This window comes from Mesorhizobium japonicum MAFF 303099, assembly GCF_000009625.1.
In the GTDB taxonomy this organism is placed as follows: domain Bacteria; phylum Pseudomonadota; class Alphaproteobacteria; order Rhizobiales; family Rhizobiaceae; genus Mesorhizobium; species Mesorhizobium japonicum.
On record NC_002678.2, the window covers coordinates 5,905,611 to 5,922,009 of the forward strand.

Genomic DNA, 16,399 nt, shown 5'->3' on the forward strand with positions numbered 1-16,399 from the left:
TCCTGTTGGGTTTTGCATTGCGTGGGCGGGGCGCCGAAAGGTGGTGTGCATCGCGGAGCTTCCGGCGAGACGCGATCGCCTCCCCCATTCCTGATGGGGGAGGCGGCCTTGGAGACGGTTCTAGAGCTTGCCGGCATCCTGCAGGATTTGCGTCGCCTTGGCGGCGGCTTCGTCCAATGCCTGCTTGGCGGTCTTGTCGCCCAGGATCGCCGCCTGAAGTTCGGGATAGACGGCGTTCGAGATTTCGATCCACTCAGGCGTCTGCGGCACGGCGAAGGCGTGCTTGGCTTCTTCCTGGAAGGCGGAGAGAACCTCCTTCTTGTAGGGATCGTTTTCGGCCTGCTTCAGGTCCCAATCCCACACGGCCGTGCGTGTCGGCAGCGGGCCTGCTGCGGCCTCGAGCTTCTGGCTGTCCTCATTGGTCAGCCACCAGACGAGCGATGCGGCGGCGGCCTTGTTCGGGCAGTTCTCGGTCACCGAAAAACCGTGGAACCCGGACCATCCGGTGCGCTTGCCGGAAGACCCCTTCGGCGCGACCTTCACGCCGACATTGCCCGCCACCTTCGACGACTTCGGGTCGTTGAAGAAGCCGGCCCAGCCCGGCCAGTCCAGATTGATGGCGACGGTGCCGGAGGCAAAGCCCTGGCCTAGATCGTCCCAGAGATAGTTGGTGGTTCCGGCTGGCACGGCCTTGGCCTTGTAGAGATGGACGAACCAGTCGAGCGCCCGGATGCCGGCCTCCGAGTTGAAGACCGGCTTGCCGTCCTTGTCGAGATACTCGCCGCCTTCGGCGACCACCATCTCGTAGAAGCGGCCGTTGATAGCCTCTTCCTTGCCGGCAAATTGCGTGCCGTAGAAATTGGGCGGGTTGGCGAAGAATTCGGCCTGATCGGTGACTTCCTTCCAGCTGTCCGGCGGCACCAGGTCATAGCCGTATTTAGCCTTGAACTTAGTCTTGTTGTCGGCGTTCTCGTAGAGGCTCTTCTGGTAGTAGAGCGCCGAGACGTCGAATTGCGCGCGCGGCAGCATCTCCAGCTTGCCGTCGATGGTAGCCGCCTTGATCGTCGACGGCACGAAGGCGTCGATCTCTTCCTTGGGCAGCAATTTGCTGAGGTCAGTGTAGAGGCCGGTATATTGCGGCGCGAAGGACGAATGGTTCCAGCCGACGCACCAGTTGGTGCTGCCAGAGGCGATGTCGGACTTCAACTCCTTGTCGATGTCGAAGCCATTCTTCTTGGTCAGGATGTTGACCTTGGCGCCGGTGGCCTTCTCCCATTCGGGAATGCGCTCATAGAGCTTTTCATATTGCTGGCCGCCGATCAGTTTCACGTCGACGGTGACGCCTTCGAACTTGCCGGGCAGGTCGCCGGCAAGGGCCGTGCCTGCACCGAATGCAAGCACCAATGCGCCGGCGGAGACGCCGGAAAGCAGTCTGTTCATTGGTTTCCTCCCTGGGTGCGCCTTAGCGGCGACCGCAACTTGTCCGCGTGACAAGAAATGCTACATTCATATACAAACAAAACATTCATACATACGTCAAGGCGAAATTTTGTTTCCGCCGGCCGCATTCCTGCGTATATGAAGGGCAGAATTCACTGGAGAAATGCCTCATGGATGACAGCGAAGACGAGCGCTACCGCGCGCCGGCGCTCGACAAGGGGCTCGACATTCTTGAGCTGCTGGCCGGCGTCGACGGCGGCCTGACCCAGGCCGAAATCGCCAAGAAACTCGACCGCAGCCCGAACGAATTCTACCGCATGCTCGACCGGCTGGTGCGGCGCGGCTATGTCACAAGGCTGGATGGCGACCGCTATTCACTGACGTTGAAACTGTTCGGCTTGGCGCAATTGCACGCTCCGGTGCGGCGGCTGGTCTCCTACGCCACGCCGCTGATGCGCGAGCTAGCCGAGACTTCGCAGCAGGCCAACCAACTCGTTGTTTTTGATCGTGGTTCCGCCGTCGTTATTGCCCAACAGGAGGCGCCGAACTACTGGGGCATCTCGATCCGGGTGGGCTCCCACATCAGCCTGTTCGACACGGGTTCTGGCCATGTGCTGCTCGCATTCCGCTCGCAGGAAGAGCGGCAGATGATGATCTCCGAACATGTCCGCAGCACCGACAAGACGGCGCAGTCGGTCGAGTTCTTCACCCGGCTCGACCAGATCCGCGACCGTGGCTACGAGATGATGGCCTCGATGCAGACCGCCGGCGTCTTCAACCTGTCGGCGCCGGTGCGCAGTTCCGACGGCAAGGCCATCGCCGCCCTGTCGATCCCCTACATCACCGTCATCAACACGCCTTCCGCGCCCGACATCACCCGGACCATCGAGTTGTTGCTGGTCACGACCGAGAAGCTGTCGCATCTGGCCGGATCGGCTGTAGGGTCGGCAGCATAAATTCTTATTTGAATGAAGAATTCCTCCGTGAGATTATCTGACCAAAGCCAATTGGGAGGAGCTCCAGTGATCATCGACACCCATCTGCATCTCATCGATCGCTCGGCCTTGCGCTATCCCTGGCTTGCCGGCGTGCCGCAGCTCAACCGCGATTTCTCCTACGAGGACTATGCCACCGAGGCGCAGCGGGTCGGCGTCGAGCGCGTGCTGCACATGGAGGTCGATGTCGATCCCGCTGACATCGAAGTCGAGACTGCACGGGTGGAAGGTCTGTCGCGACAGGCCGGCAGCATGCTGGTCGGGGCGATCGCGTCCTGCCGGCCGGAAGACGCGGATTTTCCGGCCTATCTCGAAAGGCAGCGGACAAATCCTTTCGTCAAGGGTTTCCGCCGTGTGCTCCATGTCGTGCCCGACGATCTGTCGGAAGGCGCGGTGTTTCGCGACAACATCAAGCGGCTTGGCGGCATCGGCCTGACTTTCGATCTCGTCGTGCTGCCGCACCAGATTCCGAAGGCGATAGCGCTGGCCGACCTCGCACCCGACGTCCAGTTCGTTCTCGACCATTGCGGCGTCCCTGACATCAAGGGCGGAGCCGAGCATCCCTGGCGCGCGCATATGAGCGAGATCGCGCGGCGTCCGAACGTCATGGCCAAGATCTCCGGCGTGGTCGCCTATGCCGATCCCGTCAACTGGACGGTCGGGACGCTGCGGCCCTATGTCGAGCACACCATCGCTGCGTTCGGCTGGGACCGTATCGTCTGGGGCAGCGACTGGCCGGTCTGCACGCTTGGTGGCGGCCTGTCGACCTGGGTGGCAGCGACCCACGCGCTGCTTTCCGGTTGCAGCATCGCGGAGCGCGACAGGTTGCTGTCGGGCAATGCCCGCAAGCTCTGGCGGCTGGAATAGTTGGATTTGCCTCTCGCTGAGACGTGGCCCAGACGTTCTCCTCCGTTCGGCTTCGTTCAGGCTCCTCCGCCGGCAGCGCCGGACACCTGCGCCGGGGGACTCTCGCGAAACAGGCTGATGAGATCGGCAACCACCTGGGAGGCTTTGTGGCCGGAAGTCATGCCGGACAGGAGGCGGTCAGACGCTGCCTGCTGGAACGCCATGTAGCCGTCATGGCGCGGCCGCACCCATGCGCCCTCCAGCGTCGCGCGCGTGTCGTGATAGAAATTGCCGGTCGCGGCGTTGACCGTCTGGTCCTCCCAGGCGGCAGCATGGCCTGGTTGGCCACCGGCAGCGGCATAGGCGCTGCGTTGCACGTCGCCGCTGGCAACCCAATAGGCGAAGTCCGTCGCCGCATCCTTCGCCTTGGAAAAGCCTGACACCGCTATGCCCGTGCCGCCGAGCGCCGAACCGACAGGGCCGTTGGCGCCAACGACCGGGATGTCGGTGAAGGCCAGCCGGCGCGCGCGAAACCCTGCTATCGCATAGGAGACATAGCCATAGATCAGCGGAGCGCAGACGATCTTGGAATCCGCCTCCGCCATGCGTTCTGAAACCGCGATCGGATCCATCTCGAAACAGGCCGGTTCGACCAGTGCGGCGATCTCGCGCATCTTCTCGAAGACTTCGCTGCCGGTCTCGCTATCGATGAGATCGAGGGACGGATCAGTCGCGCAAGCGTGCCCGAGATTGCCGGCCAGTGTGTAGAACACCATCAGCACATGCGGCGGGCGCAGCGGCAAAAGCACGCGGCCTTGCCGGGCGAAATCGAGCACCTCGCTCCAGCGCGCCGGCGGCGCGTCGAGCGCATCCGGCCGCCAGGCCTGGACCTGGCTGGCGGCATCGATCGGGAAGGCCCATTGCCGCCCTCGCCAGTTGTAGCTCGGATAGGACTGGCCGACACTCCCCGATGCAAGGGCTGCGCGCTCGGCCTCGCGGCCGGCGACATCCAGCGGTGCGAGGCAGCATTCCGCGGTGATCTGGCCGACATGCGGGTGGTCGATGACGATCAGATCATAGGCGCGCGCCAGTTCCTCGACCGGGAAGGATTCGAAATCCTGCAGCGAGCGCTTGTCCCAGTGGATAGCGACGCCGGTCTTCTGCTGCCAAAGCGAAGAGCAGGCGACCATCGGATCGTAGCCGCGCGGATGGCTCCAGGTCATGCCCTTGAGCGTGGTCACAGGCCGAACTCCTCGCGGATCGCGGCACTGTGCTCGCCGATGCGTGGTGCCGCGCGATCGACCTTGGCCCTGATGCCGTCGACCCTGAGCGGCGAACTGGTGGTGAGGATCGAGACATCGTCCTCGCGCGTCACCGTCTGCAGCATGTCGAGCGACTGAAAACCTTCGCTGGCCAGCATCTCCGGCCAGGTCAGCACCTTGGCGCACCAGATGTCGGCCGGCTCGAGAATGGCGAGCCATTCGTCGATGGTTTTGCTGGCGACCCGCTGTGCGATGATCGCCTTGATGTCGTCGCGCGCGGTGAACCACGACGCCGGTTCGTCGCGATAGGGCGCCAGCTCGTCGAGCGACAGCAGGTCGGCGAGTTTCGGGATCGGCGTCATGGCAATAGCGAGATAGCCGTCCTTGGCCGGGTAGACGCCGTAGGGCGCCGAGAGATAGGCATGCGCGCTGCGGAAGCTGGAGCGCCTGGGCAAGCGGCGGCCGTCATTGAGGTGCGTGGTCAGCACCTCGAACTGGAAATCGACCAGCGCTTCCAGCAGGCTGGTTTCGATATGGCTGCCCTGGCCGGTAATGCCGCGCCGCACCAGCGCCGCCAGAATGCCTTGCGCGCAGGCCGCACCCGCCAGCATGTCACCGATGGCCAGCCCGAACGGCACCGGCCCCTGGTCCTCGTCGCCGTTCAGCCACATCACGCCGGAGCGCGATTGCGCCAGCAGATCCTGGCCCGGCCGCTTGACCCATGGGCCGTGCTCGCCATAGCCGCTGATCGAGGCGTAGACTAAACGCGGATTGATCTTGCGAACGGCCTCATAGTCGAAGCCGAGCCGCTCGATGACGCCGGGCCGGAAATTCTGGATCAGCACATCGGCCTTGGCCAGAAGCCCGCGCAGCGCCTTGAGATCGGCCTCGTTCTTGAGGTCGATGGCAAAGCTTTCCTTGGCGCGGTTGATGGCGTGGAAGATGGTGGAATCGCCGCCGATCTCGGTGTCGCTGAGATAGAGCCGGCGCGACAGGTCGCCGCCATCCGGGCGCTCGATCTTGATGACACGGGCACCGAGATCGAGCAGGCGCAGCGAGCAATAGGGGCCGGACAGGAACTGGCTCATGTCGACGACGGTGAGACCGGCAAGCGGCAATTCGGCGGTTGCCGGCATTCTCATTTCTCCGTCTTGCCGACGAAATCGGCCGGGTTGCGGTACTTCACCGTCTGCAAATGCTCGCAATAGAGGACGAGTTCGCCTTCGCCCTTGAACACTTCATAACTGGCACGGATCAGCCCCATCTCCTTGTAGCGCGGCGTCTTGTCGAGGTTGGAGCGGATCGAATAGATCGTGTCGCCAATGAAGACAGGCTTTATGAAGCGTAGTCTGTCATAGCCGTAGGAAAAGGCGTTGACGCAGTTGGTCGCGACCAGCCCCAGCCCCGCCGAAAAGACGAAGGCGCCGGCGATCAGCCGCTTGCCGAAAATGCCTTCGCTCTCGGCGAACATCTGGTCCTGCACATAGGGATGGATGTCGAGCACCAGCGTGTTGAAGAGGTGGCTGTCGCCTTCCGCCATCGTGCGCCGCAGCGACCGGATTTTCTGGCCGACCGGCCAGTCCTCGTAGAACCAGTTCTCGGCGTTCCATACAGGCAGCGCGGCGTGCTCCTGGGGCATGTTTTTGGGGTAGGTCGAGGCCACGCCGACGGTGGGAGCAAAGTTGTTCATACCTGGCTCCACAGGGCGCGGAGGAGGTCCCACGCAACCATTTCAACTCGCGTCAAGGCGCCAGATCGCATGACGTTTCCTCCCGTCAATCTTCTTTTGTAAATAGTATTTTCACATATGGGGTTACGTTGCAAGCGAGGATAGCGAAATTTTGCCCAATCCCGCGCGCTCAGGCGCAGGCAGGCAGCGGAGGAAATCACGAACAAGGATTGTCTGGTCTTTGTCGGCAGCCTGAACCGGGAGGCGCCTTATTTCAGCGCGCAGGCCTGCTGACGGACATCGGCGCGCCGTCAAGATCGGCGCCGCGCCGATGTGCCTAAGGATCGTGCGCTGAGGCGCCACCGACGCCCCCATACAATGGTCGGACTCAGGCCTGTTGAATTGCCGAGAGCTTCCAGTTCGAGCCATTCTGACGCGTGAATGTCCACAGCTCGGTCGTCTCTGTCGGATGGTCTTCGTCGCCCTCGACGACCTTGCCGCTGCCCCGTTCGCGCATCACGTCGCGGGACTCGTAGCGCAACGCGGCCGTGGCGTAGTCGCGGTCATTCTCGCGCCAGCTTTCGGCGATGTCGGCCTGCAGCAAGGTGATGTCGGAGACCTCGTTCCTGAGACCTTTCTGGGCATTGTCCGCCAGCTCTTCTGAGAGATAGGACACCATCTCAGGCGTTGTCGCCCGGCGCAGGGCGGCATGGTCTTCGCGCCCGAATGCTTCCTGGATGTCAGTCAGCAACTGCTGGAATGCATCGAGGTCAGTTTGTGCGAGCCGGATCTCTTCCGAATCGGCAGCCAGAGAGGCTCCGCCCGAACCATCACCAAAGCCGGGAATTGTGAATGAGCTTGCCGTCTGCTGCTGTGCCGCAGCGCGGTTTTCAAATCGCGACGCCTGGGCATTGCCGGCACCGGCGAGCGCCGGGGCAGGGCCCTGCGCCGACTGCGTGCGGAAGAAGCGGATGGCCAGCATGATGGCGCCGCCGATGAGCAGGGCCTGCAACAGGAAGCCGAACATGCCGGCCAGGCCGCCGAAGCCTTGGCCCAGGAGCAGGCCGATCAGGCCGCCGATCAGCAGGCCGCGCATCATCGTTCCACCGAAGCCGCTCATGAAGCCGGGCCTCTGCGGGCCGGCCTGCGGCTGCCGGGCGGCAGAGTTCACGCCGGTGTTGGGTGTCATCGAACGCTCGACCGGAGCGATCGGCGCTGGCGCGGTCCTGGTCGGCGGCGCCGACTGGAACGTGCGGGTGCCGCGACTGCCGAAACTGCCGCCGCGCCGAGCCTCGGCATGATCGATCGCGACCATGGAGAATGCGAGGAACAGTCCGGCAAACAGGGTTGCAAATCGGCTGGTGCGAGACATCATCGGAGGTGAACCTTTATCGATGTGGTTTTTGGAAGTTTCAGCAGGCGCCGGGCGTCAATCGAACAATTCCTCGAAGAAGGATTTCTTCCGCTTGGGATAGCGGTGGCCCTGCGAGCGCAAATAATCGTCATCGCGGCCGTGTTGCGGCTGGGAGAAGGCTGCCGGCTGCGGCGCGGGCGACGCCTCCCTGCCGGAACGCTCGATGATCTTGTCGAGTTCGCCTCGATCAAGCCAGACGCCACGGCACTGCGGACAATAGTCGATCTCGATACCCTGGCGTTCGCTCATCACGAGCGCGACGCGGCAGGAGGGGCAAACCAAACCAAGGAGGGAAGATGTCATACGGGGCTCCAAACCGAAAGGATTGAGCCCGCTTGACCGAAAAAGGTGGAAACGGGCCCGTTAAAGCGGTCCGACATCACAATCACCAGAAGCGATCGTCAGAGGGGCCCGGCCCGCACCAGACAGTTAGGAATGCGGAGCCGGGCCTTCAAGGGCGATATTGCCGGCAGGAATGATTTGTTCAGCCTTGCCCTTGCTCAGACCGTCACAACGATCTTGCCGAACTGCTCGTTCGATTCGAGGTACCGGTGCGCCTCGACGATCTGGTCGAGCGCAAAGGTCCTGTCGATGATCGGCCTCAGCGTTCCGGTTTCCAGGCCTTCGAGGATAAACGCCTTGGCGGCCTCCAGCTTCTCTGGGTTGCCGGTGATCTCGTGCACGAGATAACCACGCAGCGTCAGCGTCTTTCCCAAGACGGCAGCCAGAGGGAACGGCGTCGGCTCGACGCTCAACCCGCCATATTCGATGAGAATGCCGCCCTTTGACATTGCCGCCGTCAGCGGCTCGAAGATTGGGCCGCCGATTGCATCGAGCACGACGCGCACGGCTTGCGGTCCCGCGATCTCGCTCAGCCGTGCAGCGAGATCCTCCTCGGCCAGGACCACAACATGCGCCGCGCCGGCGTCGAGCAAGGCCTGTTTCTTTACCGACGTTCGCGTCACCGCGATCGCTGTCGCGCCAATTTTGTTGGCGATCTGGATCGCGGCAAGCCCGACGCTGCTTGAGGCCGCGGTGATGACGACAGCGTCTCCGCTGCTCAGTCTGGCGATGTCGATCAGGGCGCCATAGGCGGTGAGATATTGCATCCAGACAGCCGCCGCTGTCTGCCAGTCGAGCGACGATGGGTGCTTGACGATGAGCCCGGCGGGATAGGCGACCACCTCGCCGTAAGCCGGCCAGCACACCATCGATTGCGGCGGGATGACGCTGACAGCGTCGCCCGGGACGAAATCCTTCACGCCTTCGCCGACTGTTTCGACAACCCCCGCCGCCTCGAGACCAAGTCCGGAGGGCAGGGGCGGAGTCTCGATATAGCTGCCCGCGCGCAGCAGCGCCTCGGCGCGATTGAGGCCGAGCGCCTTGACGCGGATTTGAACCTCGCCTGGAGCCGGTGGAGGAAGGTCGATATCCTCGATGCCCAGGACTTCGGGACCGCCATGCTGGTGGAAGCGGACAATACGAGCCATTCGGGTTACTCCAAATTATCTGAACCGAATGAGCTATGCAGCCAAAGGCTTCATGGATAAATGGGCGTAGGGATAAAGCAGTAGAAACCAGAGGTTTCGAATATGGATAGGCTCGAGAGCATGGCCGTGTTCGTCAAGGCGGTCGACCTTGGCTCGTTCGCGGCTGCTGCGGTCGCGCTCGACCTGTCCGGGCCGATGGTTGGCAAGCATGTCCGCTTTCTCGAAGATCGGCTGGGGGTGCGCCTCATCAACCGCACCACGCGCCGCCAGAGCCTGACCGATTTCGGCCGCGCCTATTACGAACGCTGCCGGGTCGTGCTGGCCGAGGCGGAAGCGGCCGAGGCGCTCGCCGCCGACCAGTTCTCGGAACCGAGAGGCAGACTGCGCGTGACCATGCCGGCGCATTTCGGCCGCCACTGCGTCACCCCCGTGCTGCTGAAACTGGCGCGGCACTATCCGATGCTGGAACTCGACCTGTCACTCAGCGACCGCTTCGCCGATCTCGCCGAAGACGGCTTTGACCTCGCCATCCGCACCGGCGACCTGGAGGACAAGGCCGGCGTGATCGCGCGCCGCGTTGCGCGCCAGGGTATGGTCGTCTGCGCCGCGCCCGCCTATCTCAGACGTCACGGTGAGCCACGGCGGATCGAAGACCTCGCCGACCATCAGGCAATCGTCTACCGCCGGCTCGGCCAGGTCGTTCAACCCTGGCTGTTTGCGCGCGAAGGGCAGCCAGCGCAGGAGATCGTCCCCAGCGGTCGCCTGCGGCTCGACGATCTCGATGCCATCGCCGACGCAGCGGTCGACGGCATGGGGTTGGCGTGGCTACCTTATTGGCTGGTTCGCGAACGCATCCAGGCCGGCGCGCTGGTCGCACTGGTGCCGGGCCAGCCGCGCTATCCCTACGACTGCCACGCCCTTTGGCTGCAGACGCCACATTTGCCGCTCAAGGTGCGGCTCGCCGTCGATGCGCTGGCGGCCGCTTTGCCGAAACTGATGGGCTGATCGCAAACAGAGCAGGCTTGCGCTCTTTGCGGCGTCGCCTTCCCTGCCATATTAAGGTGGCTGACTGAATGTGCGCATTGCAGGAGAGGCGGTTCATGACCAAAGGTTCGGATCTGTTCGTCGCGGCCCTCGAGAATGAAGGGGTCGACCGGATCTTCGGCATTCCGGGCGAGGAGAATCTCGACATCGTCGAATCCATCCGTCGCTCGTCGATCCAGTTGATCTTGACCCGCCACGAGCAGGCGGCCGCCTTCATGGCCGCCACCTATGGCAGGCTCACCGGCAAGGCAGGCGTGTGCATCACCACGCTTGGCCCCGGCGCGCTCAATCTGACGACCGGCGCGGCCTATGCGCTGCTCGGCGCGATGCCGATGATCATGATCACCGGTCAGAAGGGCATATTGTCATCGCGGCAGGCGCGTTTCCAGATCGTCGACATCGTCGCGGCGATGAAGCCGCTGACCAAGCTGTCGCGCCAGATCGTCTCGCCGAAGATGATCCCCTCGCTGGTGCGCGAAGCCTTCCGCGTTGCCCAGGAAGAGCGGCCCGGCCCCGTCCATCTGGAACTGCCGGAGGACATTGCGGCGGCCGAATGCGAGCCGGTGGCGCTGGTGCCGACACACCCGGTCGAACTGCCGTTGGCCAGCCCGGGCGCGCTCGATCGCGCCGCCCGCATGATCATGGAGGCCAAACATCCGCTGCTGATGTTCGGCGCGGCGGCGTCGCGGCCGCGCGTGACCCCCGATGTCGCCCAGTTCGTGCTGCGCACGCAAATACCCTATTTCACCACGCAGATGGGCAAGGGCACGGTGCCTGGCGGCACCGAACTCTACATGGGAACAGCGGCGCTGTCGGAGCGCGACTATGTGCACGAGGCCATCGAACAGGCCGATCTGATCATAACGATCGGCCACGACACGGTGGAGAAACCGCCCTTCATCATGGGCGCCAATGGGCCGAAGGTCATCCATGTCGGCTACCACTCGGCCGATGTCGAGCAGGTCTATTTCCCGCAGGCCGAGATCGTCGGCGATCTCGGCCCGTCGCTGGCGCTGCTGGCGGACCGTATCGAAGGCAAGATCCCCAACGCGCAGGCCTTGCTGCCGCTCAGGGAAAACATTCTGAGCCGGATCGCCGCGCGCGCCACCGAAGACCGCTTTACGCCGCAGCGCATCGTGCATGACGTGCGCGCTGTGATGCCGGCGGACGGGATCCTTGCCCTCGACAACGGCATGTACAAGATCTGGTTCGCGCGCAACTACCGCACGCGCATGGCAAACACGCTGCTACTCGACAATGCGCTGGCCACGATGGGCGCCGGCCTGCCGTCGGCGATGATGGCGTCGCTGCTCTTTCCCACGCGCCGCGTGATGGCCATTTGCGGCGACGGTGGGTTCATGATGAACAGCCAGGAACTGGAGACCGCCGTCAGGCTGAAGCTCAACCTCGTCATCCTGCTGCTGGAAGACCATGCCTATGGCATGATCCGCTGGAAGCAGGCGGTCGACGAATTCCCGGATTTCGGCATGACCTTCGGCAATCCGGATTTCGTCAAATACGCCGAGGCTTATGGCGCCAAGGGAACCAGGGTTACGGAGATCGCCGATTTGCGGCCGGCGCTGGAACGGGCCTTCACCGGCGGCGGCGTACATCTCGTCGTCGTGCCCATCGACTATTCCGAAAACACCAGGGTGCTTGTCGACGAATTACGCGAGCGGCTGCCGGCGCCGCGTACGCCCTGACGGCAGCGGCAAAGCCACTGTCAGGACCTCTTGGTTTCATCTGGCGCCGGGCACCCATTCCGTTTGGATCAACGGGATTTGCGGGGCGGCGTTGCGCGGCAGGGTTCCCTTGATCCGGGGATCGTCGGTGATTTCGAAGCCCGCCGCATAGGGCTCAAACCCGCAAGCCCGGTAGAAACCGATGACGCTGTGATGGTCAATGCTGCTGGTGTGCAGCCAGATGCGGCGGGGGCCGAGGCGCCATGCCTTGTCCAGCGCACCGGCCATCAGCCGCCTGCCAAGGCCGCGGCCGGTCAAGGAAGGAAACAGGCCGAAATAGGTGATCTCGATCTCGTTGTCGTCGGCCATGCGGAATTCGACCATGCCGACATGGCCGCCGCCTTCATCATGGCCGTAATAGAGATGCTGGCGCGGGTCGGCGAAATGCGCTGATATTTCAGCATCCGACATTTCGGCGGCGCGGTCCCACAGCCAGGGAGCGCCGATCTTGAGGAAGATCGCGCGGTAGGCGGCGCTGTCGGGCCTGGAGATCCGGGTCATTGCCAGGGGCTGGGCGAGACCTGGTACCGGCGCCCGCGCTTCCATCCATGTCACCGCGTTGACGATCTTGCCGGCCGGCACGCGCCGGTAGCCGGCCGAGAGGTCGGTGACTTCGTCCGGCAATGCGCCTTCGGTGACCAGCATCTGTCCTCTATCTCTGCCAAGCATTTTCGCCGGCATGCAGTAAGCTGATGCCAACTCTGCGCTCGCCTGCCAAGAGCTTCCCGGGTTGGGCCATCGTTTTGGCCCGACCTGTCTCCTTGCCTTTCCACGAAATGGCATATGAGATATGATACACCATTAACGAGAAAGCGGAATATGATGCCTGAGCGAATTGCCGACGAAGCCATTTTGCGCGCAGTCGATGACGGGTTCGCGCGGCAAGTCGCGTTCCTGGCGGACCTCGTGCGCTTTCCTTCCCAGCGCGGCGAGGAACACGCCGCGCAATCCTTCATGGCGGCCGCTTATGAGGCCGATGGCTACGCGGTCGACATGTGGCGCGTCGATGTCGACGCGATCCGTAACCTGCCTGGGTTTTCACCGGTTGCGGTCTCCTATGACGATGCCTTCAATGTCGTTGCCACCCACACGCCGAGAAACGCCACCGGCCGTTCTCTGATCCTCAACGGCCATATCGATGTGGTGCCGACGGGGCCGCTCGACCGCTGGGTGCGCGACCCCTACGATCCGGCCATCGAAGACGGCTGGATGCATGGCCGCGGCGCCGGCGACATGAAGGCCGGCCTGTCGGCCTGTCTCTACGCGCTCGCCGCCTTGCGCCGCCTCGGCTATCAGCCGGCCGCGAATGTTTACCTCCAGTCGGTGGTCGAAGAGGAGTGCACCGGCAATGGCGCGCTGGCCTGCCTGCAACGCGGCTATCGCGCCGACGCCGCCTTCATTCCCGAGCCCTTGGAACCGCGCTTGATGCGGGCGCAGGTCGGGCCGATCTGGTTCAGGGTCGAGGTCGACGGCGATCCGCAGCACGCCTCCGGCGCTTTCTCGGCCGGGGCCAATGCCATCGAAAAGGCCTTTCTCATCATCCAGGCGCTGAAACAGCTCGAAATCGTCTGGAATGCACGCAAGGTCGACGACAAGCATTTCTGCGATCACCCGCACCCGATCCGCTTCAACCTCGGCAAGATCGAAGGCGGTGAATGGACATCGAGCGTTCCGGCGCGCTGTGTCTTCGAGATGCGGGTCGCCACCTATCCCGGGCAGAAGCTCGAGGATGCCAGGGCCGAGCTCGAAACCTGCATCGCCGATGCGGCCCGCGCCGACCCGTTCCTTGCCAATCGCCCGCCCAAGATGAGCTATATCGATTTCATGGCCGAGGGCTATGTTTTGGAGGGTGCCGACGAGATGGAAGCCGTGCTGCGCCGCGGCCATACCGCCGTGTGGGGCGAGCCGCTGACGGAGCATGTCACCTCGGCGACCACGGATGCGCGCTTCTTCGGCCTCTATGCCGACACACCGGCGATCGTCTATGGCCCGATCTGCCGCATGCCGCATGGCTATGACGAGGCCGTCGATCTGGACTCGGTGCGCAAGGTCACCCAGACCATAGCGCTGTTCATCGCCGACTGGTGTGGTCTCGAGCCGATCGATCCGGAGATGAGCTCATGAATGCGGCTGTGCCTGACGCTTTTGGCGAAACGCTGGCCCAGGATGCGCCTGACGTTTCGATCGCCGATGCGCTTGCCATCTTGCGCCGGCACTACGGCCTCACCGGCAGCGCGCGTCCGTTGCCGGGCGAACGCGACCACAATTTCCACATCCATACCGACGGCGAGGGCGAGTTCGTCCTCAAGGTTTCCCATCCGGCGGAGGAGGCCGGCTTCACCGATTTCCAGAACAAGGCGCTCGACCACATCCTTGCTGTCGACCCGACCTTGCCGGTTCCTTCGGTGCGCAAGAGCCTTGAGGGCGACGCGCAGTTCACGGTCAGCGTCGGCGGATCGGCGCCGCGCATCATCCGGCTGGTCACCTATCTGCCCGGCCAGTTGCTGTCGCGCTGCCCCACGTCGGCGGCGCAGGATCGCAATCTCGGCATTTTCCTTGCCCGGCTTGGCCGGGCGCTGCGCGGCTTCTTCCATCCGGCCGCCGGCAGCGACCTGCTCTGGGACATCCGCAAGGTCGCCAAGACGCGGCCGATGCTGGCTTATATCGCCGATTCCCGTCATCGGGCCATGGTCGAACGCGTCATCGAAGCCTTCGAGGCGCGTGCGGCGCCGGTCATTCCCAGCCTGCGCGCCCAGATCGTCCACAACGACATGAACTCCTACAATGTGGTGATGGACGCCGAGCGGCCGGAGGTGGTCAGCGGCATTCTCGATTTCGGCGACATGATCCATTCGCCGCTGATCTGCGACCTCGCCATCGGCGCCGTCTACCGCTGGCCGGCTGAAGGTCATCCGCTGGCGCCGGCCGCGCGCTTCGTCGCCGGCTATCAATCCGTGCAGCCGCTCGAGGCCGAAGAGATCGGCATCCTTTTCGATCTGATCCGTGCTCGTCTCGCGCTCATCGCCAACATCGCCAGCTGGCAGGCGGAACGGTTTCCAGCCAAGCGCGACTATGTGCTGCGCCTCATCGCCGAGGTCTGGACCTCGCTCGAACGGCTCAACGGGCTGTCATCCGATGAGGCCCGCCGTTATTTTCTCGATCATTCCAATCCGGAGTAGATGCACGTGTCCCAGTCTTCGCCATATCAAGCAAATGCCGACTCGACGGCATCCGAGCAGGCCCTGCTCGAACGCCGCGCAAGGCTGCTTGGGCCGACCTATCGCGCCTTCTACCGCAACCCGATCCATCTGGTGCGCGGCAGCGGCGTCTGGCTCTACGATGCGACAGGCCGCAAATTTCTCGACGCCTACAACAACGTCGCCTCGGTCGGGCACTGCCATCCGCGCGTCGTCGAGGCGCTGTCGGGACAGGCCGCTACTCTCAACACCCATACCCGCTATTTGAGCGAGATCATCCTCGATTATGCGGAAAAACTGCTCGGCACGGTTCCCTCCCATCTCGGCCATGCCATGTTCACCTGCACCGGCAGCGAGGCCAACGACCTCGCCATCCGCATCGCCCAGCACTCGAGCGGCGGTACCGGCGTCATCATCACCGATTTCGCCTATCACGGCGCCACGATCGCGACCGCGCAGCTGTCGCCAGCGGCGGTCGGCGCGAAGGGCGTGCCCGTGCACCACCGGACCGTGGCCGCGCCGGACACGTTCCGCGACCACGGTCGCGCCGCGAAGGACTTCGCCAAGAATGTCGCCGCCGCCATCGAGGACATGCGAGCGCAGAATATCCGCCCGGCGGCGCTGCTGCTCGACTCGGCCTTTTCCAGCGACGGCATTTTCTTCCCCGACGCGGCTGTCATGCGCGAGGCGGGGGATCACGTTAGGAAGGCCGGCGGCATCGTCATCGCCGATGAGGTCCAGTCCGGCTTCGGCCGCCTTGGCCAGGGCATGTGGGGTTTTGCCAACTATGGCCTCGAGCCCGACATCGTCACCATGGGCAAGCCGATCGGCGACGGCCATCCGATGGGTGCGGTACTGGTGCGGCCGCGGCTTGTCTCGTCCTTCGGCTCCAACACCGGTTATTTCAACACCTTCGGCGGCAATCCGGTCGCGGCCGCCGTCGGCATCGCGGTGCTGGACGTGATCGAAGGCGAGGGGCTGATCGAGAACGCGCGCAATGTAGGCGCCTATACGGCTGACCTGCTGCGCGCGCTGCAGGGCCGTCATGGCATGGTCGGTGACGTCAGGCACAACGGTCTCTATTTCGGCGTCGAACTGACAGCGGACGGCGGCGAAGCGCTGGCGGCCAGCAAGACGTCTTCCGTCGTCGAAGCGATGCGCGAGGACGGCGTGCTGATCTCGTCCTGCGGTCCGCGCGGCAATGTGTTGAAGATCAGGCCGCCTCTGCCCTTTGCCAGGGACAATGCCGAGCAACTGGCCGAGACGCTCGATCGTGCTTTGTCGAACTGGTGATCGGGAC

General features: G+C 63.7%; 15 protein-coding genes. 7 read left to right on the forward strand and 8 right to left on the reverse strand.

Annotated elements, in window-relative coordinates; translation table 11 throughout:
* Positions 1-120: 120 nt before the first annotated feature.
* Positions 121-1,440: an ABC transporter substrate-binding protein gene (locus MAFF_RS29195; protein ID WP_010914620.1), complete on the reverse strand. Its 1,320-nt coding sequence runs from the start codon at positions 1,438-1,440 to the stop codon at positions 121-123.
* Positions 1,441-1,610: 170 nt separating this feature from the next.
* Between MAFF_RS29195 and MAFF_RS29200 the strand changes: the two genes are divergently transcribed.
* Together MAFF_RS29200 and MAFF_RS29205 are read left to right on the forward strand one after the other, a co-directional pair.
* Entirely contained in the window at positions 1,611-2,396 is a 786-nt protein-coding gene (locus MAFF_RS29200; RefSeq protein WP_010914621.1) for an IclR family transcriptional regulator, read from the forward strand.
* Positions 2,397-2,462: 66 nt separating this feature from the next.
* Positions 2,463-3,302, forward strand: a complete 840-nt coding sequence (locus MAFF_RS29205) for an amidohydrolase family protein (RefSeq protein WP_032929190.1) — start codon at positions 2,463-2,465, stop codon at positions 3,300-3,302.
* A 56-nt stretch (positions 3,303-3,358) separates the two neighbouring features.
* Here MAFF_RS29205 and MAFF_RS29210 read toward each other — a convergent pair whose 3' ends face one another.
* The 6 genes from MAFF_RS29210 to MAFF_RS29235 form a co-directional block, all read right to left on the reverse strand.
* On the reverse strand, positions 3,359-4,504 hold the full coding sequence (locus MAFF_RS29210) for an extracellular solute-binding protein (RefSeq protein WP_010914623.1): 1,146 nt from the start codon (positions 4,502-4,504) through the stop codon (positions 3,359-3,361).
* A 14-nt stretch (positions 4,505-4,518) separates the two neighbouring features.
* Entirely contained in the window at positions 4,519-5,679 is a 1,161-nt protein-coding gene (locus MAFF_RS29215) for a CaiB/BaiF CoA transferase family protein (RefSeq protein ID WP_044549593.1), read from the reverse strand.
* 2 nt (positions 5,680-5,681) lie between these two features.
* A complete protein-coding gene (locus tag MAFF_RS29220) occupies positions 5,682-6,233 on the reverse strand; it encodes a MaoC family dehydratase (RefSeq protein WP_044549596.1) in 552 nt (183 codons plus the stop codon).
* Positions 6,234-6,600: 367 nt separating this feature from the next.
* Complete coding sequence (locus MAFF_RS29225) at positions 6,601-7,587, reverse strand: Tim44 domain-containing protein (protein ID WP_010914626.1); 987 nt, start codon at positions 7,585-7,587, stop codon at positions 6,601-6,603.
* Positions 7,588-7,641: 54 nt separating this feature from the next.
* Positions 7,642-7,929: a zf-TFIIB domain-containing protein gene (locus MAFF_RS29230; protein ID WP_010914627.1), complete on the reverse strand. Its 288-nt coding sequence runs from the start codon at positions 7,927-7,929 to the stop codon at positions 7,642-7,644.
* Positions 7,930-8,126: 197 nt separating this feature from the next.
* On the reverse strand, positions 8,127-9,116 hold the full coding sequence (locus tag MAFF_RS29235) for a zinc-dependent alcohol dehydrogenase family protein (RefSeq protein WP_010914628.1): 990 nt from the start codon (positions 9,114-9,116) through the stop codon (positions 8,127-8,129).
* A 102-nt stretch (positions 9,117-9,218) separates the two neighbouring features.
* Here MAFF_RS29235 and MAFF_RS29240 point away from each other — a divergent pair, with 102 nt between their 5' ends.
* Both MAFF_RS29240 and MAFF_RS29245 read left to right on the forward strand, forming a co-directional pair.
* Positions 9,219-10,121 (forward strand): LysR family transcriptional regulator, encoded by a 903-nt coding sequence (locus tag MAFF_RS29240; RefSeq protein WP_010914629.1) that lies wholly within the window; start codon positions 9,219-9,221, stop codon positions 10,119-10,121.
* Between the two features lie 95 nt (positions 10,122-10,216).
* Positions 10,217-11,863 carry an acetolactate synthase large subunit gene (locus MAFF_RS29245; RefSeq protein WP_010914630.1) on the forward strand — a complete coding sequence of 549 codons (1,647 nt, stop codon included), beginning with the start codon at positions 10,217-10,219 and terminating at the stop codon, positions 11,861-11,863.
* Positions 11,864-11,899: 36 nt separating this feature from the next.
* Here the strand turns inward: MAFF_RS29245 and MAFF_RS29250 are convergent, their stop codons facing one another.
* The gene (locus MAFF_RS29250; RefSeq protein ID WP_167316199.1) at positions 11,900-12,547 is read right to left on the reverse strand and encodes a GNAT family N-acetyltransferase; all 648 of its coding nucleotides are present in this window, start codon (positions 12,545-12,547) and stop codon (positions 11,900-11,902) included.
* Positions 12,548-12,724: 177 nt separating this feature from the next.
* On the opposite strand from MAFF_RS29250, the gene MAFF_RS29255 reads away from it, so the two are divergent.
* From MAFF_RS29255 to MAFF_RS29265, 3 genes are read left to right on the forward strand one after another with little or no spacing between them, the layout of a single operon-like run.
* Positions 12,725-14,026, forward strand: a complete 1,302-nt coding sequence (locus MAFF_RS29255) for an ArgE/DapE family deacylase (protein WP_010914632.1) — start codon at positions 12,725-12,727, stop codon at positions 14,024-14,026.
* Positions 14,023-15,081, forward strand: coding sequence for a phosphotransferase (locus MAFF_RS29260; protein WP_044549604.1), 1,059 nt, complete (start codon positions 14,023-14,025; stop codon positions 15,079-15,081). Before MAFF_RS29255 ends, MAFF_RS29260 begins: the two co-directional genes overlap by 4 nt.
* Complete coding sequence (locus MAFF_RS29265; RefSeq protein ID WP_010914634.1) at positions 15,082-16,392, forward strand: aspartate aminotransferase family protein; 1,311 nt, start codon at positions 15,082-15,084, stop codon at positions 16,390-16,392. It abuts the gene before it with no gap.
* The last annotated feature ends 7 nt before the right edge of the window (positions 16,393-16,399 follow it).

What these genes read in the sequence shown, in the direction of transcription:
- MAFF_RS29195 (WP_010914620.1), bottom strand. Translation starts at nt 1,440, where the DNA reads ATGAACAGACTGCTTTCCGGCGTCTCCGCCGGCGCATTGGTGCTTGCA.
- MAFF_RS29200 (WP_010914621.1), top strand. Translation starts at nt 1,611, where the DNA reads ATGGATGACAGCGAAGACGAGCGCTACCGCGCGCCGGCGCTCGACAAG.
- MAFF_RS29210 (WP_010914623.1), bottom strand. Translation starts at nt 4,504, where the DNA reads ATGACCTGGAGCCATCCGCGCGGCTACGATCCGATGGTCGCCTGCTCT.
- MAFF_RS29215 (WP_044549593.1), bottom strand. Translation starts at nt 5,679, where the DNA reads ATGCCGGCAACCGCCGAATTGCCGCTTGCCGGTCTCACCGTCGTCGAC.
- MAFF_RS29220 (WP_044549596.1), bottom strand. Translation starts at nt 6,233, where the DNA reads ATGAACAACTTTGCTCCCACCGTCGGCGTGGCCTCGACCTACCCCAAA.
- MAFF_RS29225 (WP_010914626.1), bottom strand. Translation starts at nt 7,587, where the DNA reads ATGATGTCTCGCACCAGCCGATTTGCAACCCTGTTTGCCGGACTGTTC.
- MAFF_RS29230 (WP_010914627.1), bottom strand. Translation starts at nt 7,929, where the DNA reads ATGACATCTTCCCTCCTTGGTTTGGTTTGCCCCTCCTGCCGCGTCGCG.
- MAFF_RS29235 (WP_010914628.1), bottom strand. Translation starts at nt 9,116, where the DNA reads ATGGCTCGTATTGTCCGCTTCCACCAGCATGGCGGTCCCGAAGTCCTG.
- MAFF_RS29240 (WP_010914629.1), top strand. Translation starts at nt 9,219, where the DNA reads ATGGATAGGCTCGAGAGCATGGCCGTGTTCGTCAAGGCGGTCGACCTT.
- MAFF_RS29245 (WP_010914630.1), top strand. Translation starts at nt 10,217, where the DNA reads ATGACCAAAGGTTCGGATCTGTTCGTCGCGGCCCTCGAGAATGAAGGG.
- MAFF_RS29250 (WP_167316199.1), bottom strand. Translation starts at nt 12,547, where the DNA reads ATGCTGGTCACCGAAGGCGCATTGCCGGACGAAGTCACCGACCTCTCG.
- MAFF_RS29255 (WP_010914632.1), top strand. Translation starts at nt 12,725, where the DNA reads ATGCCTGAGCGAATTGCCGACGAAGCCATTTTGCGCGCAGTCGATGAC.
- MAFF_RS29260 (WP_044549604.1), top strand. Translation starts at nt 14,023, where the DNA reads ATGAATGCGGCTGTGCCTGACGCTTTTGGCGAAACGCTGGCCCAGGAT.
- MAFF_RS29265 (WP_010914634.1), top strand. Translation starts at nt 15,082, where the DNA reads ATGCACGTGTCCCAGTCTTCGCCATATCAAGCAAATGCCGACTCGACG.